General features: G+C 48.8%; 21 protein-coding genes and 1 riboswitch. Of the genes, 9 read left to right on the top strand and 12 right to left on the bottom strand.

What is annotated here, in order from left to right:
• Window position 1: 1 nt before the first annotated feature.
• Genes gspL through gspC form a run of 10 tightly spaced genes read right to left on the bottom strand, consistent with a single transcriptional unit; the run spans window position 2 to window position 10,238 of the window.
• Window positions 2-1,189, bottom strand: a complete 1,188-nt coding sequence (gene gspL / locus K0H61_RS00560) for a type II secretion system protein GspL (protein ID WP_220050871.1) — start codon at window positions 1,187-1,189, stop codon at window positions 2-4.
• A 45-nt stretch (window positions 1,190-1,234) separates the two neighbouring features.
• Window positions 1,235-2,233 carry a type II secretion system minor pseudopilin GspK gene (gene gspK, locus K0H61_RS00555; protein ID WP_220050870.1) on the bottom strand — a complete coding sequence of 333 codons (999 nt, stop codon included), beginning with the start codon at window positions 2,231-2,233 and terminating at the stop codon, window positions 1,235-1,237.
• Window positions 2,230-2,988: a type II secretion system minor pseudopilin GspJ gene (gene gspJ, locus K0H61_RS00550; RefSeq protein ID WP_220050869.1), complete on the bottom strand. Its 759-nt coding sequence runs from the start codon at window positions 2,986-2,988 to the stop codon at window positions 2,230-2,232. The genes gspK and gspJ overlap by 4 nt, the downstream gene beginning before the upstream one ends.
• Window positions 2,969-3,337, bottom strand: a complete 369-nt coding sequence (gene gspI / locus K0H61_RS00545; protein ID WP_220050868.1) for a type II secretion system minor pseudopilin GspI — start codon at window positions 3,335-3,337, stop codon at window positions 2,969-2,971. Before gspI ends, gspJ begins: the two co-directional genes overlap by 20 nt.
• Entirely contained in the window at window positions 3,324-3,896 is a 573-nt protein-coding gene (gene gspH, locus K0H61_RS00540) for a type II secretion system minor pseudopilin GspH (RefSeq protein ID WP_220050867.1), read from the bottom strand. The genes gspI and gspH overlap by 14 nt, the downstream gene beginning before the upstream one ends.
• Window position 3,897: 1 nt before the next feature.
• Entirely contained in the window at window positions 3,898-4,332 is a 435-nt protein-coding gene (gene gspG / locus K0H61_RS00535) for a type II secretion system major pseudopilin GspG (RefSeq protein WP_220050866.1), read from the bottom strand.
• A 51-nt stretch (window positions 4,333-4,383) separates the two neighbouring features.
• A complete protein-coding gene (gene gspF / locus K0H61_RS00530) occupies window positions 4,384-5,607 on the bottom strand; it encodes a type II secretion system inner membrane protein GspF (protein ID WP_220050865.1) in 1,224 nt (407 codons plus the stop codon).
• 3 nt (window positions 5,608-5,610) lie between these two features.
• Window positions 5,611-7,176, bottom strand: coding sequence for a type II secretion system ATPase GspE (gene gspE, locus K0H61_RS00525; protein WP_258405983.1), 1,566 nt, complete (start codon window positions 7,174-7,176; stop codon window positions 5,611-5,613).
• Window positions 7,173-9,287, bottom strand: coding sequence for a type II secretion system secretin GspD (gspD, locus tag K0H61_RS00520; protein ID WP_220050864.1), 2,115 nt, complete (start codon window positions 9,285-9,287; stop codon window positions 7,173-7,175). Before gspD ends, gspE begins: the two co-directional genes overlap by 4 nt.
• Before the next feature lie 24 nt (window positions 9,288-9,311).
• Window positions 9,312-10,238 (bottom strand): type II secretion system protein GspC, encoded by a 927-nt coding sequence (gene gspC / locus K0H61_RS00515; RefSeq protein WP_220050863.1) that lies wholly within the window; start codon window positions 10,236-10,238, stop codon window positions 9,312-9,314.
• Window positions 10,239-10,487: 249 nt separating this feature from the next.
• On the opposite strand from gspC, the gene hslR reads away from it, so the two are divergent.
• The 8 genes from hslR to K0H61_RS17750 all read left to right on the top strand — a co-directional run bounded on the left by hslR (window position 10,488) and on the right by K0H61_RS17750 (window position 20,052).
• Window positions 10,488-10,886, top strand: a complete 399-nt coding sequence (gene hslR, locus K0H61_RS00510) for a ribosome-associated heat shock protein Hsp15 (RefSeq protein WP_220050862.1) — start codon at window positions 10,488-10,490, stop codon at window positions 10,884-10,886.
• A 38-nt stretch (window positions 10,887-10,924) separates the two neighbouring features.
• Window positions 10,925-11,785, top strand: coding sequence for an Hsp33 family molecular chaperone HslO (hslO, locus tag K0H61_RS00505; RefSeq protein ID WP_220050861.1), 861 nt, complete (start codon window positions 10,925-10,927; stop codon window positions 11,783-11,785).
• A 211-nt stretch (window positions 11,786-11,996) separates the two neighbouring features.
• On the top strand, window positions 11,997-13,538 hold the full coding sequence (locus K0H61_RS00500) for a phosphoenolpyruvate carboxykinase (RefSeq protein ID WP_220050860.1): 1,542 nt from the start codon (window positions 11,997-11,999) through the stop codon (window positions 13,536-13,538).
• Between the two features lie 439 nt (window positions 13,539-13,977).
• A complete protein-coding gene (locus K0H61_RS00495) occupies window positions 13,978-15,213 on the top strand; it encodes a dicarboxylate/amino acid:cation symporter (RefSeq protein WP_220050859.1) in 1,236 nt (411 codons plus the stop codon).
• Between the two features lie 218 nt (window positions 15,214-15,431).
• Window positions 15,432-17,375, top strand: a complete 1,944-nt coding sequence (locus tag K0H61_RS00490; protein WP_220050858.1) for a M14 family metallopeptidase — start codon at window positions 15,432-15,434, stop codon at window positions 17,373-17,375.
• Window positions 17,376-17,778: 403 nt separating this feature from the next.
• Complete coding sequence (locus K0H61_RS00485; protein ID WP_220050857.1) at window positions 17,779-18,666, top strand: DUF4097 domain-containing protein; 888 nt, start codon at window positions 17,779-17,781, stop codon at window positions 18,664-18,666.
• 380 nt (window positions 18,667-19,046) lie between these two features.
• Window positions 19,047-19,781 (top strand): hypothetical protein, encoded by a 735-nt coding sequence (locus K0H61_RS00480; protein WP_220050856.1) that lies wholly within the window; start codon window positions 19,047-19,049, stop codon window positions 19,779-19,781.
• A 145-nt stretch (window positions 19,782-19,926) separates the two neighbouring features.
• Window positions 19,927-20,052: a hypothetical protein gene (locus tag K0H61_RS17750; protein WP_258405982.1), complete on the top strand. Its 126-nt coding sequence runs from the start codon at window positions 19,927-19,929 to the stop codon at window positions 20,050-20,052.
• 197 nt (window positions 20,053-20,249) lie between these two features.
• Here K0H61_RS17750 and K0H61_RS00475 read toward each other — a convergent pair whose 3' ends face one another.
• Both K0H61_RS00475 and K0H61_RS00470 read right to left on the bottom strand, forming a co-directional pair.
• Window positions 20,250-20,657 (bottom strand): GIY-YIG nuclease family protein, encoded by a 408-nt coding sequence (locus tag K0H61_RS00475; RefSeq protein ID WP_258406038.1) that lies wholly within the window; start codon window positions 20,655-20,657, stop codon window positions 20,250-20,252.
• Between the two features lie 172 nt (window positions 20,658-20,829).
• Complete coding sequence (locus tag K0H61_RS00470; RefSeq protein WP_220050855.1) at window positions 20,830-22,965, bottom strand: S9 family peptidase; 2,136 nt, start codon at window positions 22,963-22,965, stop codon at window positions 20,830-20,832.
• A 232-nt stretch (window positions 22,966-23,197) separates the two neighbouring features.
• Window positions 23,198-23,438, top strand: a riboswitch (FMN riboswitch).
• Window positions 23,439-23,646: 208 nt separating this feature from the next.
• Here K0H61_RS00470 and ribB point away from each other — a divergent pair.
• Window positions 23,647-24,300, top strand: coding sequence for a 3,4-dihydroxy-2-butanone-4-phosphate synthase (gene ribB, locus K0H61_RS00465; RefSeq protein WP_220050854.1), 654 nt, complete (start codon window positions 23,647-23,649; stop codon window positions 24,298-24,300).
• Window positions 24,301-24,417 lie beyond the last annotated feature (117 nt).

Here is a 24,417-nt window from a genome sequence, read left to right as displayed (position 1 = left end):
CTTATTTGCTCCTCAAGGTTAAGGTGCTGGTGACTTCATCTTCACCGCTGTTCATCGTGCCGCCGTCCAGTTGGAACTTACGGCCAACAATCTCTTTAAACTTCTCAATCTGACCGTAGTTTTTTGCCGTAATTTGCATACGGATTTCGTTACGGGCGCTATCAAAACGAATGCTGTTAGGCTTAAGTTCTGGCACTTGTTTAAAGGCCTCCTGCAAACCATCGAGCATAGTGAAAAATGCTGCGCCAGAACCCTGCCCCTGTAGTGAGCGCAATTGGCTTTCCATTTGCGAACGCAGGTTAACAATCCGCGAGTTGCCCGGTACAACCTTCTTATAGATTTCTTCGCTTTGCGCCTTCAGCTCAGCAACTTGGCCATTCACCTGATAAATGGTCAGCCCTTTATTCACCAAAGATAACACACAGGCCAAGGCCACTACGATGACAGCACTCTTCCATTGCATAAGGTGTTTACTGTATTCACGCTTTGGCGTGTACACACCCGTCAATAGGTTAATCGGTGCGTGCAAAATGCCCTTCGCCAGCACCAACATGGGCAACTCTAAAGGTTGCGGCTCAAGCGCCACACCATCTAATGCCATCTCTGTGTAACTAGCAACGGTGACATCCTGCTCCTGCGAGGTGAGCTGCCCCATGGCGATAGGTAACCATGCCATCGGCAGGCTTTGACCAGTACCCACACCGGTACGCAACAGTAATTCGTTACCAAAACGCATTGCCGCCCAGCGACACTCTTGCAATGGCAACGCTAAGCAATCGGGCACCATGCGCTTAACCTTCAGGCCAGCATCGGCTAAACAATTTAACCACGACTGCATCTGTTCATGGGCAACGGCGACCACGCTTAACTCCTCACCGCTGCGAGGGCCAACGGTAAAGTGCATTGCATCAACATCTTCGGCAATCGATTCTTCGAGCATAAAGGGCAGCGCTTTTATTGCTTGGCGTTGACCCTTTTCGGGCAAATGCACGCTGGTCAGCGTCATTGCCGATGCGGGGACGAGAACGTCAATCGGGCGATTGCCCGCACGCTCAGATAAGGTCGCTAAGCCTTGGGCGTTAGCAAGTTCACCAGAGGCGATAATTTCCTGTTCTTGCTCTGACCACACCAACCAAGAACATGCTTGATCTGCGGTTCTGCCTAAGCGAATAAATAGCCGTTCACTCACAGTTTTTCTCCAACAGCGAATCTTAATGATTGCGCTTGTTTGCTATTATTTTTGTCCACCAAACTGACGGGTGAGCACTTCCATTTTGTTGCCACTGCTCTTTTTGAGCACGCTCTCCATCCTGAAAATCGCGTTATCGACCTTAGCGCCCGAGGCGAGGAGAAAATACTCACTGTCCACCACTAGGCTGGACTTCATCGCACCTTCCCATTTGATCGACCCCAACGAGGAGGAGTCCATAAAATCATCAACTTTTGAATAACCATCGCCGGGGCGCTGATTAATAATGCTTTCTGCTTCTCCGGTCGAAATCTGGTTATCCACCATTGCGGCCAACAAGGCGGCCTGTTCTTTTTCGAGCGTATTTACATTCAGTAACTGCCTGTCATTACCTGGGATCACGCAAATATAGGGCAATAACTTCAGGTAAATTTCCTGAGTGTAACCAATGACCGCTCGCAGTTCGCTGCGATGATTCATCAGGGTGTTCGCGGCGCGATATGGCACATTACGCGCCTCATATTCAGCATCTTCAGCGCCATAGGGACTGGCAATGGCGTCCTCGTCTAAATAATCCTTGAGGGTTTGCGTCAGATGATCCGCATTAAAGTCGTCCATCCCTAAGCCCATTAACAGCGCCTTGTACTGCTTTGCCGCCAAGGGCAACTTTGGCTGGCCGTTTTCCAGCTCTTTGGTTGTTACCGCTAATGCATTTAAATTAAAGCAAGAACGCATGTCAGTGATCTTGCCACCAATCTCGCCGTATTCAGCCGGAAAAATCACATCGCTCATTGCCCAATATTGCTGGCGGTGCACTCGTCCCTCGGAATCATCGAGATCCTGCTTTAAAATTTTCTTGGCCAGCTCCTCAGCCGAAATACTGTACCAGTAAGCTTGGTCATACTGCGCCAGATTTAACGTGCGGCGCATCGACAACTGATTCCGGCTAGTAATGTTAGTGGCGATAATGACCACCAAGGCCACAATCAGCATTACCACAATTAATGCCACACCGCGTTGTTTAGAAGGAGAATGAGTTATCATTCAGTTTCCTCATTCTCGGTATTGCCTTCACCACTTTCGCCCGAACCTTCATCGGTGCCATCATTCGTGTCAGTACTGTCGCTGCTACCATCCTCAGACCCCTCTTTATTGGTCTCCTCTTCGATGGATTTCTCCGGCGGCAGCGCACCTAAAGGCAACATAAACTTACGCTGAATTTTACCTAAGCCTTCGATTTCTATTTCCATGGCAATCGCTTTAGGTAGCTTAGTGGCCTCGACTTTGCGCTCCCACTTATCCTCCATAAAGAAGGAATACTCTACCGACACCACGTTATCGATAATCACAGTCTTTAATGGCTCGGCACCAAACTCAGGCTCTGGGTAAGGAAAATACCAGCGCTCCAGCTTGCCGTCTTGCACCACATAGGCGACCGATTGAATACTGCCTCGGGGCAATAGCCCATCGGGGTTTAACCAACCCAAACGGTAAAATACGAGAGCTTCGGATTCCGAGTTCAGCAAATCGTTACCGGTTTGCAGCACTGTGGTGCCGCGGCCACCCTCGAGTAATCTCGGTGTGCGGGCCACCATTTGACCAAGGTCGCGCTCGATGACGCCAAATCCCTGTTGCAAGGCCTTAAGCCGCACAGAGAAATGCTTTGTCACTTCATCATTGGTCATCACAGTGCTGAGCACTGCGTTTGCTGCTAAACCTAACATGGCAAAAATACCAATGGCGATCAGCATTTCGAGCAGGGTAAAGCCCGCTTGAATCTTATTCGGTCTTAAGGACATAACTGCTCACCTGTGCCGCGATGCGCTGATAACGCTCATCCTCGCTGACACTAATCCTAATCATCCGAAAATTATCATCCGCAGTTTTCACCACTTCGCGTCGCCAATACCACTCTTTGCCCGCCAGTTCGACCCTGCCTTCTTTTTTGCCAAAGGGGGGTGTCTGCGCTTCGAGGCGAGTATCAACCAATTGATTATCGGCCACCCACTGGGCGAGTGTGCGAGCCTCTAGGATCGGCATATTGGCCATCTGCTCGCTAAGACTCTTAGTTATAGACACGGCGGCAATAGCAAACACCGCCAAGGCCACAATCACTTCGAGTAAGGTCATGCCCTTAACGTGTTTCATCGGGGCGCCCCAAACTTAAGCGACCTAGCGCATCACCAACGACGAATACATCAATTGGGCCACGGTCGGTTTTAGTGATAAAACTCAGCTCAAAGGCGGTCATCTCACCGCTAGGGAATAATAAAATCTGCGGTTCGGGATGCTTTTTCTTATCTTCGGCGGAGGGTTCGATTAATGGCTCATCGAACCACGAATCCTCTTCTTCATCTTCCTGCACTAACGGCATCCCGTCGAGAACCAGGTTCATCACGACGCCAGGCTCCATCTGCTTGCTGGCAAGGAGTTTATCCTGCTCAAGCGGGTTCCACTTGCCGTCGTTGTAATACACAAACTGATAACTGTCTTTCTCAACCACTATGCCGATGAAATAGCCACTCAGTACGGTTTCATCGAGCACGAGTTCAGTTGCGGCAATAAATTGCTGCGCCGTCTTTTCCAGCGCCTGTTTCGGGCCGGAATTACCAATAGACATGGTCACGGCCGCAGCCGTGAGCCCCATCAATAAGACCACCAACATCACCTCAAGCAGGGTGAAGCCAGCTTGGCGCAGTTTTACCATCTTATTGGAAGTTCTGTAGGTTCCAGTTACCGATGTCGTCTTCGGTACCTGGTTGACCATCAGGACCAGCACTGAAAACGTCTAACTTGCTGTTTTCACCTGGGCTTAACAGCAGATAATCGTTACGCCATGGATCCTGTGGCAGACGTTTCACATAACCTTCTTCACGGTAGTTACGTGGCTCTGGCGAAATGGTTGGCTTTTGCACTAAGGCTTCTAAACCTTGCTCTGTCGATGGATACACGCCGTTATCTAACTTGTACATATCTAGGGCATTTTCGAGGGAAACAATGTCAGACACGGCTTTTTGTTGATCCGCTTTATCTTTGTTACCCATTAGGTTTGGTACCACCATAGAGGCCAAAATACCCAAAATCACGATAACCACCATCACTTCGAGTAAGGTAAAACCTTTGTGCTTCTTGTTCATTTGCATCTATTACTTCTCCTAAAAAATCGGCACCACAGCTTTAGCAATGGTATTAATCTAACCACTAATCAAATTGTTCAGTTCTAAAATCGGTTGCAGAATGGCCATCACGATAAAAAGCACCACACCCGCCATGCTAATCACCAACACAGGCTCGAACACCCCAAGCGCTAAGGTCACATTGCTCTCGAACTCGCGGTCTTGGTTATCGGCCGCACGCTCAAGCATTTCCTCTAACTGGCCACTCTTCTCACCCGAGGCGATCATGTACAGCATCATCGCTGGGAATAGCTTAGTGTTAGTCAGCGCCGCACCTAAGCTGGTTCCCTCACGGACCCGAGCCGTGGCGTCATCCACCGCAGCTCGCACGCGCATATTCTGCAATACTTCACTGGCGATACGCATACCGTCGAGTAAGGGTACAGAACTTGCGGATAAGATACTTAAAGTGCGAGCGAAACGCGCGGTATTCAAGCCCTTACTGACGCGGCCAATCACCGGCATTTTCAGCAAAAAGGTATCGTACTTCATTCGAAAGACGGCGGATTTCAGCATACGCTGGAACGCGACAATCATGATGACAATCGCCAACAATACGAACAGGCCGTAGGATTGCACAAACTCAGAAGCCGCAATCAGCAGGCGTGTCGATGCTGGCAGCTCGGCGCCCATATGCTCAAACTGACCAACTACCTTAGGCACAACCGCCGCTAACAATACAGATACCACACCAATGGCGACTAAGGTCAGCATAATTGGGTAAATCATCGCCTGCTGCAGCTTAGATTTAAGCTGTTGGCGACGCTCGGTGTAATCGGCTAAACGATTAAGGACGATTTCCAAGTGACCGGATTTTTCGCCCGAAGCCACCATGGCACGGTATAAGTCGTCAAAAATATGTGGAAATTCTGCCAGCGAATCGGCCAGGCTATAACCCTCAACCACGCGGGAGCGCACCGCCATAATCATGCTAGCAAGACGCGCCTTTTCGCACTGCTGACCGACCGCCTTAAGACATTCTTCAATCGGCAGACCCGCAGCAACCAGGGTTGCTAGCTGACGGGTGATCAGCGCTAACTCAGAAACCGAAATCCCCCGTTTAAAGGCTGAGAAGCCGGCGCTTTTCGCTTTAGCTTCTTTTTCGGTGACAGGCTGAATTTCCAGCGGCATCATGCGCTGATCCCGCAGTTGGCTACGGGCGTGTCTGGCGGTATCCGCCTCAATCACACCCTTGAGCTGTTTTCCTTGGGCAGAAAGCGCCTTATATTCAAATGCTGGCATAGCTTACTCCTCGCGGGTCACCCTTAGCACTTCTTCGAGTGTGGTGATGCCCAAGAGCACTTTGCTCATGCCATCGTGGCGAATGCTCGGTACCGATTGACGAATGTATTTTTCAATTGCTAGCTCTCCACGACCACCGTGGATCAGTTCGCGTACATTATCATCCACCAATAACAACTCGTGGATACCGGTACGACCGCGATAACCGCTACTTCCACAAGCCTTACAGCCATTGGCACGGTAAATAACCCGTGGATCGTCTGCGCTAATCCCTAGCAATTCTCGCTCGCGAGTATCGGGGGCATGCTCGGTCTTACACTTAGGACACAGGGTACGAATAAGACGTTGTGCTAATACCCCGAGTAAACTCGAAGATACAAGGAATGGCTCGACGCCCATATCCTGCAAACGGGTAATCGCGCCCGATGCAGTGTTGGTATGGAGGGTCGAAATCACCAAGTGACCAGTAAGCGATGCCTGCACCGCAATTTGGGCTGTCTCGAGGTCACGAATTTCCCCGATCATCACCACGTCAGGGTCTTGACGCAGAATCGCACGCAGACCACGGGCGAAGGTCATGTCCGCCTTAGTGTTCACTTGGGTTTGACCAATACCTTCTAACTCGTATTCGATTGGGTCTTCAACGGTTAAGATGTTGGTGTCTTTCGAATTAATTTCAGTTAAGCCCGCATAAAGCGTCGTACTCTTACCCGAGCCCGTTGGCCCCGTGACGAGGATAATGCCGTGTGGGCGACGAATTAATTCATCAAATTTCACCCGAATGCTGTCGGTCATGCCCAATTGTTTTAAGTCGAGATTACCGGCGTTTTTGTCTAAAAGACGCAGCACCACACGCTCACCGTGGCTTGATGGCATAGTCGAAACCCGCACGTCTACCGCACGGCCCGCAATCCGTAGTGAGATACGGCCGTCCTGCGGAACACGCTTCTCGGCAATGTCCAGACGCGCCATAACCTTGATACGCGACACGAGTAGCGAAGACAATTTACGGTTCGGCTTAAGCACTTCTTTGAGTACACCGTCGATACGGAAGCGCACCACTAGCTGCTTCTCATAGGTTTCGATGTGGATATCCGAGGCTTCTTCTTTAATCGCTTCCGACAACAGGGCGTTGATTAACTTGATGATCGGCGCATCATCATCCCCCTCGAGCAGATCTTCGGTCTGCGGCATTTCTTCGGCGAGGGTGAACAAGTCCATCTCGTTACCAATGTCTTCCATTAGCTGCTGCGCTTCAGAAGAGTTGGCTTGATAGGCTTGGGTCAGCTTAGCTTCAAATTTACCTGCCTCGAGCTGCACCAAAGGCAGATCGACACCCGAGTAGCGGCGCGCTTCGAGCATGGCCGCTAGCGGCGTTTTTGCGGTGTAAAAAAGGGTTAACTCACCCGTTTCGCCGTAGGACAGAATCACCTCGTGGCGATGGGCGAAAGCAAAGGGTAAACGCTCTTTACTATTGGAGCGAAAAACCTCATCACCTTCTGCCTCTAGACCCAGTTCATTTGAAACTAGGCCTAAGTCCTCGACTGGGGATACTTGGATTTCACTCATTGTGTTGTGTCTTTTGCTTGGTTTTCATCCAGCGCCTTGAGGGTCGAATCCGTATTACGGATTTGGGTGTCTAGGCCTTTACCTTCTTTGTAACGCTCTAAAATCTCGTTCACTTCAGGCGGTAGATAGTCAGACTGACTCCATTCTTCCAGCACCGGTACCTGAGTATTTGGCATTAAATTAACGCCACGCTCTTGCTGCTCAAGCTGTAATGCTCTGAAATAGTTATATTTACGACCTGCGATGCCTTCCATTGTCATACCATCACGGATAATGGTTGGCTTGATGAAGACCATCAGGTTCTTCTTAGTCTTTTTGCTTGAAGAAGATTTGAACAAATGACCAAGCACAGGAATATCACCAAGGATAGGCACTTTCTGCACACTCTCTTGGACTTCTTCGTTAATCAGACCACCGAGCACTACGATTTGGCCCGAATCAGCCATCACTGTGGTCGTTAAACGGCGGGTTGCAAAGGAAATATCCACGCCCGTATTACCATTAACCCCCGAGACTTCCTGCTCGATGGCGAGTTTAACGGCGTTACCTTCGTTGATCTGTGGCACAACCTTCAGCTTAACCCCAACCTCTTTACGCTCAACGGTTTGGAATGGATTGCTGTTACTTGAGCTCGCGGTTGAACCGGTCAGAATTGGTACTTCATCACCGACGATAAATGAGGCTTCTTGGTTATCTAAGGTCGTGATAGACGGCGTTGCCAGTACGTTGGAGTTAGTATCGGCTGATACAGCTTGGATGAGGGCACCAAAGTCACCCATGGCCACGCCCCATGCCATACCATTGACTTTGCCCAGAGCTGTCGCAAGCAGGGTGATATCCCCTTCTGTCTCAGGGTTAGTCGTCGTGACAGGGTTACCATTACTATCAATGGTGGTTACTGTGTCACCACCTTCACTTTGAGCCTGCCAGATACCGGCGCCAATCTCACCAATGGTTGGCCCAAGGTTATTAAATTGAGTGCCACCACCGGCCTTAGAGGCCCACTGTATGCCGAGACCAACGTTATCACCTTCGGCAACTTCAACAATAATGGCTTCAACCAACACCTGCGCACGGCGAATGTCGAGTTGGTTGATAACGCTCTCGATGGTACGCATTTGGTCTGGCTCGGCACTGATCACTAAAGCGTTAGTGTCCGTGTGGGCCATGATATTGATTTCATTACGGCGCTTACCCGCACCTTGGGCGCTGGTATCCTTCTCGCCCTCAAGCTTCTGGGCGAAACCCGTTAACACTTCAACCAAATCTTCGGCTTTAGCGTAACGCAGGTAACGTACCTTAGTATTGCCCGTGCTGGCCTGCTCGGCATCGAGACGATGGATAAGCTCAACCACGCGTTGGCGACTTTTCTCATCACCACTGACTATCACGGCGTTAATACGCTCGTCAGCAACTACCTTTGGCGCTTGGCCTGGCATTTGTGCTTGGTTAGCCGATGCACGGTATAAGGTATCGATGATACGCACCATTTCACTGGCTGAGGCGTATTCGAGCGGCACCACTTGCACTGAGGTATCACCCTGTTTATCCACGCGGCGAACGATTTCGACTAACTTGTTCACCACTGCGGCACGACCCGACAGCATTAACACGTTCGATGGGTCGTAGTTCACAACGTTACCACCACCGGCGTTATCGTTTAATTGGCGCAGCAGCGGCGCTAATTGCTTGGCTTCGGTGTTGTACAGTGCCACGATGCGGGTCACCATTTCATCACCCAAACCTGGGTCATTATCATTGGCAACACGGATTGCCGCGGTTTTCGCGTCTTTATCCTTGATAACCTTGATGACGTTGTTTTCCATCTCAACGATGGCATAACCGTAAACCTGAAGAACGTTGAGGAAAAATTGGTAGTACTGCTCATCGTTGAGCAGATCGTAGCTGCGTACGTTAATTTTGCCGCGAATCGTCGGGTCAACAATGATGGTCTTGTTCAGGTTTTTACCAACGATATTGATAAATTCCTGAATATCTGTGCCCTTAAAGTTGGCCGCATATTGCTCGGACCAAACGAATTGCGAGGTCAGCATAGTGGCGCCTGCCACAACTCCAGCAATCAGTTTGCGTCGAATCCGTTTGTTATTCATTGTTCTACTTTCCTCTAACGCGTGTTATTGCGGCAAACTAAACATGATTTCAACCAGTTGCCCTTCCCGCTCAACCATAACGGAAACTTCTGTTAATTCAGGTAACTGGCTCATTAATTCTAGGGACTGACTCATCACAGTCAGGTCAAATCCGTTAATCGATTTAGCAAGATCGTTGGGTTTGAACCCAGCCTGCTTAAATAGGTTCATATCCTTGCCAGGATTTAAGCGATAACCGACCACTTCTTCACCTTGTCTTACCGGAGAGATAGCAATGTAATCGGTGATTTTGCTTGGATCGGCGAGCAATTCACTACGGGATTCGGCCAAGTCCTGTGCTACTTCAGCATTTTGACGTTGGTCGACGCGGCTGACTTTCTCACTGCGAACGTTCTTGGCTTTTTGTAACTGTTGATTCGCTTCGCTCTGGCTGGTGTAAACCAATCCATCGAGCATTAGGGTTTCGAAGCGCCCTGCGTTGGTGATGATAATGCGGTCGGCGTACACCTCTTTAAGCGAGGCCTGAGTGCCTTTAATTTTGTCGCCTAGACTGTAGGTCTCTTGGCTACCGCTAGATTCAATAATGGCCAAACCTTTTTGATTCGCCGTAGAGGCAACAACACCGGTTAACTGAATCGAAAGTGTGGTTTTAGGGGCATCGGTTACGGTTTCAACCACTTCCACTTTCGGTTTATCGGATTTAGGTTCTGCTTTGCCAAACAGGGCGAGTTGTTTTAGGCCTGCGAGGTCAAACTGCCCGCTACCTTGAGTGGCTGTCGTTGTCGCCGTAGGAGACCAAGCACTTGTGGAGGCGTTACCGGGTACGAGTTTCCAGGTGATTTGCGCGGCCAACAGAATACACATAACAAAACCAAACCAGAATACAATTCGGCTCAACGGTTTATGTGGGATCCCTGCAGCTTTTGCGATGACTTTGTCTAATAAATCCATATATAAGTGGACCCTCTGTCAGGTCTCTGTTCTGATTATGTAATTAATGTTGCCCGCCACATGCTAACCTAGCGCGCATTTGGCAACAACCCCATAACAGTATTGCAATTGGCGAAAATTGACCAATTATGCTAACTTTGCCCGCCTTAATTGGGTGTGAGGCACACCACCCTTTTAGGCGATAAAAATGGGCCCTGCACATTTTCTTGCCCAGCATGTGAACTATTCGATCTTTTCCTTGGAGACACTATGGCACCAAGTCCAACGGACAATACTCACGTAAGGCTCGATAAGTGGTTGTGGGCAGCACGTTTTTATAAAACCCGAGCTATTGCCAAAGAAATGATCAATGGAGGCAAGGTACATTACAACGGTGCACGTACCAAATCTAGTAAGAATGCCGAGATAGGTGCCATCCTTAAGATTAGACAAGGGTTTGACGAGAAAGAAATCGTCATAAAAAAATTATCGGAATTGCGCCAAAGTGCGTCTATTGCCCAAGAATTATACGAAGAAACACCCAAAAGCGTGGCTAAACGTGCGGTGAATGCCGAAGCAAGGCGATTGAATATTCTCAATAATCCTGCACCTGACCACAAACCGGATAAAAAGCAGCGTCGCCAGATTATCCGTTTTAAAGAATGCTAACGCAGCACTGTGATAGTGACCCCAAAGTGAGATACAAAATGACACAAGATATTTTACACCGCTACCTGTTCGACAATGCCGATGTGCGTGGCGAATTAGTGCAATTGCAAGACAGCTATCAACATGTTCTGGGTACTCATCAGTACCCGCCTGTATTGCAGGTTTTACTGGGTGAATTACTGGCAGCGACCTCTTTATTGACCGCAACCTTAAAGTTTAACGGCGATATCAGCGTGCAATTACAGGGTAATGGCCCAGTATCACTGGCGGTAATCAACGGTAACAACCAGCAGCAATTACGTGGTGTTGCCCGCTGGGACGGCGAATTAGCCGATGATGCGAGCTTAGAAGACCTGTTTGGCCAAGGTTATATGGTCATCACCCTGACGCCAGAAGAAGGCGAGCGTTACCAAGGTGTGGTCGCGCTGGATAAACCAACACTGGCAGGTTGTGTTGAGCAATACTTTAACCAATCTGAACAGCTACCGACCGCGCTCTGGTTATTCGCCAATGGCAAACAGGCTGCGGGTATGTTCCTGCAGGTGCTGCCAAGTGATGAAGACCATAACGCTGATTTTGAGCACTTAAGCCAGCTAACCGCGACGATTAAGAGCGAAGAGCTGTTTAGCTTAGATGCAGAAGAAGTGCTGCATCGTTTATATCACCAAGAAGAAGTACGCCTGTTCGACCCAATCCAAGTGACCTTTAAATGTACTTGTTCACGTGAACGTAGCGCAGCGGCCATCAAAACTATCGATCAGGCCGAAGTTGAAGCGATTTTAGCGGAAGACGGTAACGTCGAAATGGGTTGTGAGTATTGCAATGCAAAATACGTATTCGATGGTATTGATATCGCAGCGATTTATGCCAATGGTACCGCTTCAAGCACCCAGCAATAATTGAGAAAGACAATAAAAATGGGCACCCTAGGGTGCCCATTTTTTTAGCCACAAACCCGATCCGCCTCACACTTTACCAACAGTTAGGATACAATCTACAGCACTTCGACCTAGGGTAAATGCCCATAGGACAGGTGAATAATCTAAATCGGCACACGATCGATAATAAAAAACCTAATTATAACAAGCATAAATAGATGGAGACCTCATTATGGCGGATGGATTAAACCGCGTTCATTACAACCCAACAACAGCTCAACTTGTCGAACTCGCCCTGCTACGCGGCGAGGGTGAACTGACCGCTAACGGTGCGCTAGTTGCTAAAACCGGTGCTCGCACTGGTCGCTCACCAGGCGATCGTTTTATCGTGAAAGAAGCAGGTTCTGAAGCAGATATCGAATGGGGCGCAGTCAACCAAGCCTTCGATTCAGGTGCCTTTGAAGGCCTGTGGGCACGTGTTGAAGCCTTCCTTGCCGATAAAGAACTGTTTGTATCGGATCTCGAAGTGGGCGCCGATACCGAGCACTACCAACCTGTGCGCGTGACCACTCAGTACGCATGGCACCAACTGTTTGCCCGCAACCTGTTTATCATTCCTGAAGAATTCAATCCTAAAGATAAGCCTGTATGGCAAATCCTTAACGCGCCAGAGTTTGTCTGTGTACCTGAGCGTGACGGCACTAACTCAGATGCCGCAGTTATCTTAAACTTCGCCGAGCGCAAAGTGCTACTTGCAGGTCTTAAGTACGCTGGCGAAATGAAAAAATCGATGTTCTCAGTACAGAACTTCCTGCTGCCAGCTCAAGGCGTGTTACCTATGCACTGCTCTGCCAACGTAGGTAAAGATGGCGACACAACCCTATTCTTCGGCCTATCTGGCACGGGTAAAACCACACTGTCTGCCGATCCTAAGCGTTTCCTGATCGGTGACGACGAGCACGGCTGGGCACCAGGCGGTGTATTCAACATCGAGGGCGGTTGCTACGCTAAATGTATCGACCTAAGCCAAAAGAACGAGCCTGTGATTTGGGATGCGATTCGTTTCGGTACTGTGCTTGAAAACGTCGTCATGGATGAGCAACGCGTACCAAACTACAAGGACAGCAGCCTGACGGAAAACACCCGCGCGGCCTACCCACTCGAGCACATCGCCCAACGTAAAGAAGACAACCGTGGCGCTGAGCCACACGCCGTTGTGTTCTTAACCTGTGACGTATCAGGTGTTCTGCCGCCAGTGTCTATTCTGTCGAAGGAACAAGCTGCCTATCACTTCCTGTCGGGTTACACCGCCAAGGTGGGTTCGACCGAAATCGGCTCAACCTCTGCGATTCAATCGACCTTCTCTACCTGTTTCGGCGCTCCTTTCTTCCCACGCCCTGCTGGCGTGTACGCGGAACTGTTGATGAAACGCATCGAATCATTCGGCAGCCAAGTGTACCTAGTGAACACTGGCTGGACGGGCGGTCCACACGGTATTGGTAAGCGTTTTGATATCCCAACCACACGCGCCATCATCGATGCGATCGTCACAGGTGCGTTAAAGGATGCTGAAACTATCCACTTAGACACCCTAAACCTAGCGGTTCCTGTTGCCGTTGAAGGTGTTGATAGCAACCTGCTAAACCCAGTCAACACTTGGAGCGACAAAGCGCTTTACGCTGAGTACGCCCAAAAGTTAGCAGAGGCGTTCACTAAGAACTTCGCTAAGTACCAAGTATCGGACGCTATCCGTAACGCGGGCCCTAAGGCTTAATCCGTCAGGCTTAAGCGCAACACTTTTGGCCTAACGCCATTAGCTTTGACAGCAATTCAACAGCGCCGACTCTATTGTCGGCGCTTTTTTATGTATTTATGTCTAAAAATCCGCCAAAATGCGATATTTTCGGCTAAATCGCTCCAGACTTAAAATCCGTATTTCGCAAAACCACCGCCAAATTCGCCGCAAAAAATGATCAAATCTCAATTTAAACTCAAAAATTTGAGAAAAGTTTAATTAATACCACCAAAATCTAAATTTTGCCTATTTTTACTCCAAGTTTGGCGATGTTTCACAAACCCTCCCCAATTAACTGTGATACCTTAGGCGCCCAAAAATAGATGTCGGGTCATTGGCCTTTTACACAGACTGTTCCTTAATCAATAGGACATGGCTAACCATGCCAGAGACTTTGGCAATCGGGAGTTTCAGATAAATGAAAAGCAAGAATTTATTAGGCAACATAGGTGTGCAGGTGGTGATCGCCATGATCATCGGCGCACTGGTGGGTTTTATGATGGGCGAAAGCGCCAGCGTATTTGCACCGCTGGGCACCATCTTTATCCATTTAATCAAAATGCTGGTAATCCCACTGGTATTAGTATCGATTATTAGCGGTGCAGCCAGCCTTGGTGATAGCCCATCGGCGGGCAAAATCGGTATCGGCACCTTCGGATTCTTTCTACTGACTTCCGGTGTGGCTGTTGCCCTCGCGCTGCTGATGGGAAATTTATTCCAACCCGGCGCAGGTGTCGATTTTACCGCCCACAGCCGCACCGATTTAATGCAAGTAACCGCCGAACAAGGTGCTCTACCTGGGGTGATGGATACTCTGATTGGTATGATCCCAACCAACGTGTTCGAGTCGCTCACCGGCGGAAACGTATTACAAATTTTGGTATTCAGCCTGTTCTTCGGTATCGCCCTGACCAAGGTCAAAGGTGATGGTGCTAAGCCGATTATGGCGGCACTGAACACTATCGTTGATGCCTTCGTATGGATGATTAACTGCGTAATGATTATCGCGCCAATCGGGGTATTTGGTCTGATGGCCGACTCTGTGGGCACCTTCGGATTCGATGCCTTAGAGGTGGTATTTAAGCTGTTCGCCGTGTTCGTGGTGGCGATTCTGATCTATGGTTTTATCTTCTTCCCAACCTTAGTGCAGCTGTTCTCTAAGGTTTCAGCGCGCCAGTTTTTGTCGGCGATGAAAAAACCACAGGTAATGGCATTATCGACCGCGTCATCCATGGCGACACTGCCAGTCAACATGGAAACCTGTGAAGAGGACTTAAAAGTGTCTAAGGCCACCACGGCCTTCGTACTGCCACTGGGTGCGACCATCAATATGAGCGGCAACGCTATTTATTATGGTTTGGTCGCTATCTTCTTCGCCCAAATGTACAACGTCGACCTGTCGATGGCCGCCTATGCCGCGATCATCTTCACCTCAACCTTAGGGGCGATTGGTCAGGCGGGTGTACCAGGACCTTCATTTTTAGTGGTTGCAGTATTAATTGCTGCAGGTATTCCGATTGATGGATTGCCATTACTGTTTGCCCTAGACCGTGTATTTGACATGATCCGCACCGCGCTCAATATTACCGGTGATGCCGCCTGCGCAGTGATTATGGATAAGTACAGCCCAGAGAAAGTCGAGGGTAATAACTAACGCTCTCGCTTTTACCTAAAAAGATAAGCAAACAATTAGGCCTGAATAGTCATGCTATTCAGGCCTTTTTTATTGGCTGAATGCTTACTCTGCTATACACAAAATTTTTCAAAAAAATCCGTAATCAATATGCAGTTCAGCATCCTATGCCCTTGCACAAATATGGGAATTAATGAAAAGATACCGCCCTAAAAATTATTCCCGTTATGGACTCATTTATGCGCTTGTTTTCCCCTTCTGTTATTGCAATGGCCTGTATGTATGCCAGCACGAATGCCTTTGCTGCCGAGCCAAATCCTGCGCCCCAAGCGGTAACCACTGAAGCCGTCGCAATCACGTCAAACGAAGCCGAAAACACGCCTACCGAGACGTTAGTCACCCAAGTCGCCGAAGCCATTAGTGCGACGTCTGAACGGGCAAATACCTTTATCAACGACAAAATTTTACCACCGAGCATCACTTGGCACGGAGCCAGCGAAGCACTGATGCAAGCCAGCGATAACGAATGGGCAACGCCGTTTGAGCAAAGCAATGGTGTTGAGAGCCCAAGTTACGATGACACTATTGCGTGGCTTGATCGTCTTGCTGCTGAATCCGAACTACTTAAAAAGGTCAGCCTAGGGAAGAGTCCTCAGGGGCGCGACATTTGGATGTATATCGCAAGCCTCGAAGGCATTAATGAGTCGGCGCGCCTAAAGCAAAACACTAAACCAACCGTGCTGGTTCAAGCGGGTATCCATGCGGGCGAAATCGACGGTAAAGACGCTGGCATGATGTTGCTTCGCGACATCATCAAGGGCGACAAGGCCACATTGCTCGACAAAGCGAACCTGCTGTTTGTGCCAATGTTCAGCGTCGATGCCCACGAGCGCAGCGGAGAGTTCAACCGCGTGAACCAACGCGGCCCTGTGAATATGGGCTGGCGCACCAATGCCAATAACCTTAACCTCAACCGCGATTATGCCAAGGCCGACACCCTAGAAATGCAGCACATGCTGCGCGCGCTCAATGTGTGGCAGCCGGATTTATATATCGACGTGCATGTGACCGACGGTATCGATTACCAATATGACGTGACCTTTGGCTACAACCTAGCCCAAGGTTATAGCCCTGCCAGCTTCAAGTGGCTCGAAAACAACTACCGCCCAGCGGTCGAAGCGGCGCTTACCGAACAGGGGCATATTCCGGGGCCATTAGTGTTCGCGCTGGATAATGGTGATATCACTAAGGGGATGTCACTGTGGAACCCAACACCTCGTTTCTCTAACGGTTACGGCGATGCGCGCCATCTGCCAACCATCCTGATTGAAAACCACAGCTTAAAACCCTTTAAGCAACGTGTACTTGGCACCTATGTGATGCTCGAGCAAACCCTGAAAACCGTGGGCGAACAAGCGACCAAGTTAAAGAGTGCGATTCAAGAGGATAAATACCGCGCATCGCCTTTGGTGACCTTAACCTGGAAATCGGCGCCGCTCGCTAAGGGTTGGGACTTTAAAGGAATAGACTATCGCGTTGAAAAGAGCCCAATCAGCGGCAGTGACGTCGTGCGCTGGACGGGCGAGCCTAAGCAGTATGAGAATCTGCCGGTAGTCGCCCAGAATATCCCCGATATAAAAGTCACGCGCCCGAGTGCTTACTATATTCCAGCGCAGTGGACGCAGGTTATCGACCGTTTGAACTTGCATGGAATTCGTCTGACTCGCCTGACTAAGCCTACGGAATTGAAACTTCAGCAATACACGCTGAGTAACCCAGTGTTTAACACCCAGGCCTTCGAAGGTCGCTTAACTGTAAAAGTCGAGTCTGAGCTGACTAAGGTAAAGACCACGCTGCCAGTGGGCACAGTCAAAGTCAGTACGGATCAGCCACTAGGTGATTTGGCAATGCTCTTGCTCGAACCTCAATCACCAGACTCGCTGTTACAGTGGGGCTTCTTTAACCCTATCTTCACCCGCACCGAATATATTGAAGATTACGCAGTTGAGCCAATGGCAGCCAAGATGTTAGCCGAAGATCCAAAACTTGCGGCAGAGTTTAATAAGGCGCTGGAAAACCCCGATTTTGCCGCCGATTCAGAGGCGCGTTTACGTTGGTTCTACGAGCGTAGCCCCTACTACGACAACCAATACCTCAAGTATCCGGTTTACCGTAGCCGTTAAACATTAGCCGTTAGCATTAGCCCTCATAGGTTAGATTCATCAAAGACACCAAGAGTAATTTGGTGTCTTTTTTTATGCCTTCGATTCTTTCCAACTGGCCAACCTGTTATTTCTAGAGTGATGAATTTCACCACTCTTTATGTAAATCCCGCACTTAGCGGACATGTCCGCGCTATTACCAGCGGACACTTTAATATTAACATCATGATAAATATAGCTTTAAAAAGTTGGCACAGGCTGTGCTAAGTCAGTCCCTACAACAAGTGCTACATAGTCACTGTTTAAGCATCTCACTAATTTCGAGACGCAATGATTCTTAAACTGAAGCTCGTAATAGTGAATGTCGTAGTCTCAAAGTTCAAAACAGTGGCATGGAAAAATAACGAGTAAAAAAGGAATAGCAATGTCCATCAAATCCCTACTCCCTATCGCCAGTTTAGGCCTATTAGCCGCAGGCGCTGCATCACTCTCTGGCTGCATTATTAATGTAAATGCTTCAGAAGACGCGCCCGATATTACCCCTGTGCACAAGGAGCTAACCCTCGATAGCCAAGGCCTGAAATCATTAATCGCAGAAACCGGCGCTGGCGGTTTAGAAATTGTTGGGATTGAAGGTCTTAGCCAAATTAAATTAGTTGCTGATATCTATGCCGATGAGTCGAGCGAAGTCATCCTCACCCTCGAGAAAAGCGGCAGCAATGCCAAACTAAAGGCTGAGATTAAGCCATATAGTAGCTTCAATAATTATTCTCCCTATATCGATTTAACCCTGCAGGTGCCCGCCGCCATGGCGCTGGATATCGACGATGGTTCGGGTGAAATTGTGATCACTAAGATGATAGGCAGTATCGATGTGAAGGACGGTTCAGGCGGTCTTTCAATTGAGGGCGGCCACAACGTCAGCATCGACGACGGCTCGGGTGAAATCGAAGTCAGTAATCTATTTGGTACCCTGAGTATCAACGATGGATCTGGTGGCATAAAAGTCACCAAAGTACAGGGCAATACCACGATTCAAGATGGTTCGGGCGAAATTGAAGTGAGCGATATCATTGGCAGCTTAAGCATTGTCGATGGTTCTGGCTCGATCACGGCCAACAATATCCAAGGCAGCGTGACCATCGAAGATGGCTCTGGCGAGATTGAGGTACGGGATGTAAAAAACGCCGTGACTATTACCGATGGTTCGGGCGATATCAATGTGTTTAACACCCAAGGCCTCACCGTTTTAGAAGCTGGCTCTGGCCAAATTCACTTCGACCAAATTAATGGTGCCGTGACTGTAAAATAAGTCGGCCAAATAAGTGAAGTAACACTCTTCCCGGCGTAGAGGCTGATGTCCAAGGGTTCCCACGGCTATCAGTCTTCTACCCACCCCGTTATGCGTTTATCCCTTGATGTACTTTTAGCTGTTATGCACTTTCGCCACTCTCCCTAGGAGTGGCTTTTTTTATTTCTGATTTCTCATTTATCTAAATCAGAATTTCATGAGTAGCCCTCCATCAGTTAATTCTTAATCAATCTGTTCGAACAGTAGTCAATTGTGGCAATTTGTTTCTTTTCAAAGATTTAAATGTTGCAAAACTGAGCAATAGTTGTTTGATTTTAGATTGAGCTTGTTAATTTCAGACTGTAGAATGCCGTCCCGTTTAAATTAACTAGGATGTTACCGTGAAAAAATTTGGACTAGTCGCACTCGCAATTTCGTCTGTATTTATGACAGGTTGCGGAAGTCTTAATAATGCCGCTGTTGAAAAAAACAAAAGTATTGAGCTATATCGAGTGTTTGATATCCATACTAATGCGCAAAGAACCGTAGTAACTGAAGCTGCGAGTGATGGCTTAGGTCGTAATGTTAGTTCTGCCGACGAGAAAAACCCTATCGTTATGGGCCAGACTCCAGAAAAACCAGGACGCTTTACTCCAGTTGATCAAATGAAAAGTATGCCAGGGCCTGCCGGCGGAATGATGGGATTAGCGATGCAGCTTGGCGCTGCTAATGCAATTACCAACCAACTTAAAGTCGCACAATGCGATGGCGCTGTTTGGACTGCAACGGCACAAAAGAACGTAGACAACGGTTTTGATATGTCTTTCAACCTCTGCCTGTGGAAGTACAAAGATGGCTATGCATTAGATGTGTACGCCAACTACACCAAAAAAGAGGGTGGTGGTTTCTTAGGTATGGACGGCCTAGCTCGTAAAGCTGCATGGGCTCTCGTAGGTACGCCAGAAGAGTGGGCAGAAAAAACGGTGCTAGACGTAGTTCGTTCTATAAAAGACAAAACTGGTGCTGAAATTAAGTACTTAGAGGGCTACCCTGATCTTAACAACGCTCCATGGTCAGACAGTGGTGAAGTGTTTAACGAGCAGGGCTACTTAGCTCCAGTTGTTGCGCCAAATTAATAGCATTAGCCCAGATATCAAGTAAAAAACAAGATATTGCCAGATTACCAAAAGCACTAACTTTGTTAGTGCTTTTTTATAACCAAATGATTTAAAAGTCATACAGTAACATCGCACCCCAAGCCTTCTATTGAGCAGGGATTTTATGCCAGTCCTTACAGGCTTAAATTCACTATATATCGATAATACCGAACTCACAGATGACAAAGCCCTCAGAGTTGCCACAGTGCGAATAGGCAAAATCCGTGAGTCGCTCAAGAAGACCGAGTAGCTTTCGCTGGTGTAGGGGCGAATGAAAATCGATGATTTTCGAGCTTATGACCGTGAGGGACGTCTTGGCTGATTGTTAAAATTGAGGCAAGGAGGATAGGACGAGCAGTCCTGCTTGGTCGGCTCTTGTTTTTAAAATCAGGGGTGAAGCCCCACGACTTTGATTGTTTTTGCTTTAACGAGAAACATCAGAAGTAACTAAGATGCGTTATGGATAACCTGAGTCACTGACTGAGAGCCAGTCTCAATCAAAGCGAGCTTCTTGGCTCGACTCAATTTCTTCACTGCGATTTCCCGCCTTAGCGCATCCCCATGGCTGCCGACCAACTCTTGATACATCAACGTTAACGGTCCTTTGCCTCGCAAAAACTTAGCGGCCTTAGCGCCACAGGATTGATGTTCGTTAAAGCGCCGCGTGACATCAGTGGTAATGCCAGCGTAAAGATGGCCGTTGGCACAACGGATAAGGTAGAGAGACCACAAAGATTCGGCCTTTTTAGCCGCGATACCACCAGCATCGAGAGGCTGCGATTGCGCTTTTGACCGTGAATGGGAGCGTGATTGGGATTGCGCTTTTGATGGCACTGGCTGCGCTGTAGACGGCAATGGCTGCGCTTGGGATTGCTCACTTAATTGCAAATGCTGACCACTCGACACAGGCGTTAAAGCTTGGTCAACCCCAGCTTCGGGGTTGACCAATGGACTAGCACTTGCCACTTCTAACGCAGCGCTTGTGACAGGCTTTTTCACTCGCTTCGTCATTTGCAATGATTAGCGACTACTTAGTTAGGCCCAGCAGGCTAAGGAAGAAGGTATATTCCTGCGCCGTATCTTGGTACTGGCGATAACGGCCACTCTTGCCACCATGGCCGGCATCCATATTCACATCGAATAACAGCACCTTGTCATTGGACTTGTACCACTTGTTTTGCACATCGCGCAGCTTAGCGACCCACTTAGCGGGCTCAAAGTACTGCACCTGAGAGTCATGCAAACCTGTGGTCACTAACAGATGTGGATATTCATGGTCGGCTACATTGTCGTAGGGCGAGTAACTTAGCATATAGTCAAAGTAGGTTTTCTCATTTGGATTACCCCACTCGTCGTACTCGTTTGTAGTCAATGGAATCGACTCATCAAGCATAGTAGTCACTACATCGACAAAGGGTACGTGAGCAGCAATAGCGAAGTATTTCTCGGGTGCCATATTAGCAATCGCGCCCATCAACAGGCCACCCGCACTACCACCTGAGGCGACAACCTTGTTTTTATCGCCGTAACCCTGCTCGGTTAATGCCGTGGTCACATCGATAAAGTCGTTAAAGGTATTCTTTTTATTCAGCAACTTACCCGCATCGTACCAAGGTCGTCCTAGCATTTCAGAGCCGCGAACGTGGGCAATGGCATACACAAAACCGCGGTCAAGCAGGCTGATAACAGATGAAGAAAAGTCAGGCTCGACCGTGTAACCGTAGGAACCATAACCATATTGATACAGCGGGTTAGTGCCGTCCTTTTTAAACTTATCCTTACGATAAACTAAAGATACCGGCACCTTAGCGCCATCACGGGCGGTGACAAATAACCGCTCGGCGCGGTACTGACTGGCATCGAAGCCACCCAGAACTTGCTCCTGTTTTAGCAGGTCGCGTCTATCGGGATTAGTTAAGTGATATTCGTAAATTGCCTCGGGTGTGGTCATGCTCGAGTAGTAGATGCGTAGCTTGTCGCTATCCTGCTGCGAGTTAACATCCAGCCCTAACACATAGGCAGGCTCGTCGAAGCTTAACTCAAAGTCTGGTTTGCCATTTAAGGGCATGACCTTGATGCGACTTAAGCCGTTTTCACGGATTTGCACAATCAAATAATCCTTAAGCAGCAAATCATCTTCAATACGCGCATTTGGATTGTGAGCAACGACTTCCTGCCATTTGGATTTATCGGCGGCATCCTTAATCGCCACTTTCATCAAACGGAAGTTGTTAGCCTGCCAGTTAGTGAGAATGTAATAACTATCGCCCAGCTTTGACACGCTGTACTCGTGGCCCTCTTCCCGCGGCAACACAGGTTTGAACAGGCTCATAGGATCGTTAGCGTCCAGCACCGAGACTTCACTGGTGGTGGTGTTCTCGTGGAACAGCACGATTTGTGATTCGTCTAAGCTCTTACCCAAATCAATGTAGTAGGAATCGTCCTGTTCCTCATACACCAGCACGTCACTCGATTGTGGCGTGCCCAATTCATGGCGGAAGACCTGATAGCCAAGCAGGGTCTGCAAATCCTTAGCAATATAAAACACATGGCGGTTATCATTGGCCCAGACAACTCTGCCTTCAGTGTTTTCAAGCACATCGGTGATCATCGCGCCGGATTCGATATCCTTAAAATAGATGGTATAGACGCGGCGACTTAATAGGTCTTCGCCAAAGGCCAGCATGGTTTCATCGGGGCTGACGCTCGTGCCACCTAGGCCATAAAACTCGTGCCCCTTAGCGCGCTCGTTAACATCCAGCAGTAATTGCTCAACACCGTCGCTGCCCTTACGCCCCAATATCGGGTATTCGCCGCCCTCTTGGAATCGGCGGTAATAGCTGTGTTGATGCCACTGATAGGGCACACTCGACTCATCGGCCACTAAACGTCCTGTAAGCTCCTTAAATAGACCATCTTGCAGCCCTTTGATCGGTTTGAAATAAGCCTCTGTATAACGGTTCTCTGCCTCTAGGTGCTTAATCACCTTAGGATCTTGGCGTTTGTCATCGCGCATCCAATAATAATCATCGGTGCGGGTGACACCATGTAAGGTCATAGTGTGGGGTATTTTTTCCGCCACGGGAGCAGTGGCCTGCCCCTTTGAAGTTGAACAACCGGGTAAGAGCATAGCAATACCTAATGTGAGCAGCAGCGCGCGCATTTATACGTCCTTGTGACGTTCCAAAACACCATCCTAAACGGGACGGCAGACCATAAGTTAGTGTGTAATATGATATACCTAGCGAAGAAGACTAGCGAGTTCAAGCCACAGAACGCCATACCATTTCAGGCATCGCCATTAGTCGCCAAACCAATCACACCTTAAAAGCGCGAGACTTGCCATTCAATTTAATTAGGCGCAACATAGCGGCGGTTTTAGGCTAAGCGCCTAAAACAATTCTCAGGGCGGGGTGTAATTCCCCACCGGCGGTAAATAGTCTGGTTGAATCAATGTTTACCAAACTAAAGCCCGCGAGCGCCCGAATTCGTTCGGGGTCAGCAGATCTGGTGACTCGGCAGTTTTTGAACTGACTTTCAACTAAGTCATTATCCTAAATGAACCGATATTCCAGAGCCGACGGTAATGGACGCATGCATTAGCGGCGTACTCAGTCCGGATGGAAGAGAATGTAAGACAACGCGCCGCGTGTAAGCCCATGAATTACGTAAAGCTTACAGATAAGCGCGTTAGCCTCATATTTTGCAATCACTTTGCCGGCGTGAATAAACGCATGGGCAAAGCTATATTGCTACAGCTATAGACTCCTGTGGGTTGAATGCTGTATTTCTGCACGCCCTGATTCTGGATATTCCCATGTCGTATTTTTGAAGGATATTAACCATGAATCAGTCTTTACTTGCCCCTTTTGGTACCGCTATCGAGCGCGTTGAAGCCGGTCTTAATGCCCTGCGTCAAGGCCAAGGCGTCCTCGTTGTCGATGACGAAGATAGAGAAAACGAAGGCGACCTGATTTTCGCTGCCGAGTCATTAACGAACGAGCAAATGGCGATGTTAATTCGCGAGTGCAGCGGTATCGTTTGCCTGTGCCTACCCGATGACAAAGTAAAAGCCTTAGAGTTGCCACCTATGGTCGAAGACAATTCGAGCCAATATGGCACCGCCTTTACCGTCAGTATCGAAGCTAAAGTTGGGGTTACCACAGGGGTTTCAGCGGCCGATCGGGTAACAACGATTAAAGCGGCGATTGCGGATAACGCAAAACCTAGCGATCTCGCTAGGCCCGGCCACGTGTATCCTCTGCGCGCTCAACCAGGTGGGGTATTAACCCGCCGCGGCCACACCGAGGGTACTATCGATTTAATGCAATTTGCCGGACTCAAACCTGCGGGTGTCTTGTGTGAAGTCACCAACCCCGATGGCACTATGGCACGACTGCCTGAAATCATCGCCTTTGGTAAACTGCACAATATGCCGGTACTAACGATTGAAGATATCGTCGAATACCGTAAATCGTTATTGGCTAAAGTGGGTTAATCGCCAAGGCGAGTGTGATTAAAGGACATCAATGAGATGTCCTTTTTTATTGGCGATTTGCAGCGGTGCTCTGCCGTTTAACCCTGTCGCTTAGCTGACTGAGAGGCTTATTTAGGC

Source organism: Shewanella acanthi (assembly GCF_019457475.1).
Classification (GTDB): Bacteria; Pseudomonadota; Gammaproteobacteria; order Enterobacterales; family Shewanellaceae; genus Shewanella; species Shewanella acanthi.
Note: the sequence above shows the minus strand (reverse complement) of the source record. Positions and strands in the feature narration are given on the sequence as shown.

Bases quoted from the DNA above. Each gene is read 5' to 3' on its own strand.
- gspD (WP_220050864.1), bottom strand. From the start codon at position 9,287: ATGAATAACAAACGGATTCGACGCAAACTGATTGCTGGAGTTGTGGCA.
- ribB (WP_220050854.1), top strand. From the start codon at position 23,647: ATGAATCAGTCTTTACTTGCCCCTTTTGGTACCGCTATCGAGCGCGTT.
- K0H61_RS17750 (WP_258405982.1), top strand. From the start codon at position 19,927: ATGCCAGTCCTTACAGGCTTAAATTCACTATATATCGATAATACCGAA.
- gspG (WP_220050866.1), bottom strand. From the start codon at position 4,332: ATGCAAATGAACAAGAAGCACAAAGGTTTTACCTTACTCGAAGTGATG.
- gspC (WP_220050863.1), bottom strand. From the start codon at position 10,238: ATGGATTTATTAGACAAAGTCATCGCAAAAGCTGCAGGGATCCCACAT.
- K0H61_RS00500 (WP_220050860.1), top strand. From the start codon at position 11,997: ATGGCGGATGGATTAAACCGCGTTCATTACAACCCAACAACAGCTCAA.
- K0H61_RS00485 (WP_220050857.1), top strand. From the start codon at position 17,779: ATGTCCATCAAATCCCTACTCCCTATCGCCAGTTTAGGCCTATTAGCC.
- gspK (WP_220050870.1), bottom strand. From the start codon at position 2,233: ATGATAACTCATTCTCCTTCTAAACAACGCGGTGTGGCATTAATTGTG.
- gspF (WP_220050865.1), bottom strand. From the start codon at position 5,607: ATGCCAGCATTTGAATATAAGGCGCTTTCTGCCCAAGGAAAACAGCTC.
- hslO (WP_220050861.1), top strand. From the start codon at position 10,925: ATGACACAAGATATTTTACACCGCTACCTGTTCGACAATGCCGATGTG.
- gspE (WP_258405983.1), bottom strand. From the start codon at position 7,176: ATGAGTGAAATCCAAGTATCCCCAGTCGAGGACTTAGGCCTAGTTTCA.
- gspJ (WP_220050869.1), bottom strand. From the start codon at position 2,988: ATGTCCTTAAGACCGAATAAGATTCAAGCGGGCTTTACCCTGCTCGAA.
- K0H61_RS00495 (WP_220050859.1), top strand. From the start codon at position 13,978: ATGAAAAGCAAGAATTTATTAGGCAACATAGGTGTGCAGGTGGTGATC.
- hslR (WP_220050862.1), top strand. From the start codon at position 10,488: ATGGCACCAAGTCCAACGGACAATACTCACGTAAGGCTCGATAAGTGG.
- K0H61_RS00490 (WP_220050858.1), top strand. From the start codon at position 15,432: ATGCGCTTGTTTTCCCCTTCTGTTATTGCAATGGCCTGTATGTATGCC.
- gspI (WP_220050868.1), bottom strand. From the start codon at position 3,337: ATGAAACACGTTAAGGGCATGACCTTACTCGAAGTGATTGTGGCCTTG.
- gspH (WP_220050867.1), bottom strand. From the start codon at position 3,896: ATGGTAAAACTGCGCCAAGCTGGCTTCACCCTGCTTGAGGTGATGTTG.
- K0H61_RS00470 (WP_220050855.1), bottom strand. From the start codon at position 22,965: ATGCGCGCGCTGCTGCTCACATTAGGTATTGCTATGCTCTTACCCGGT.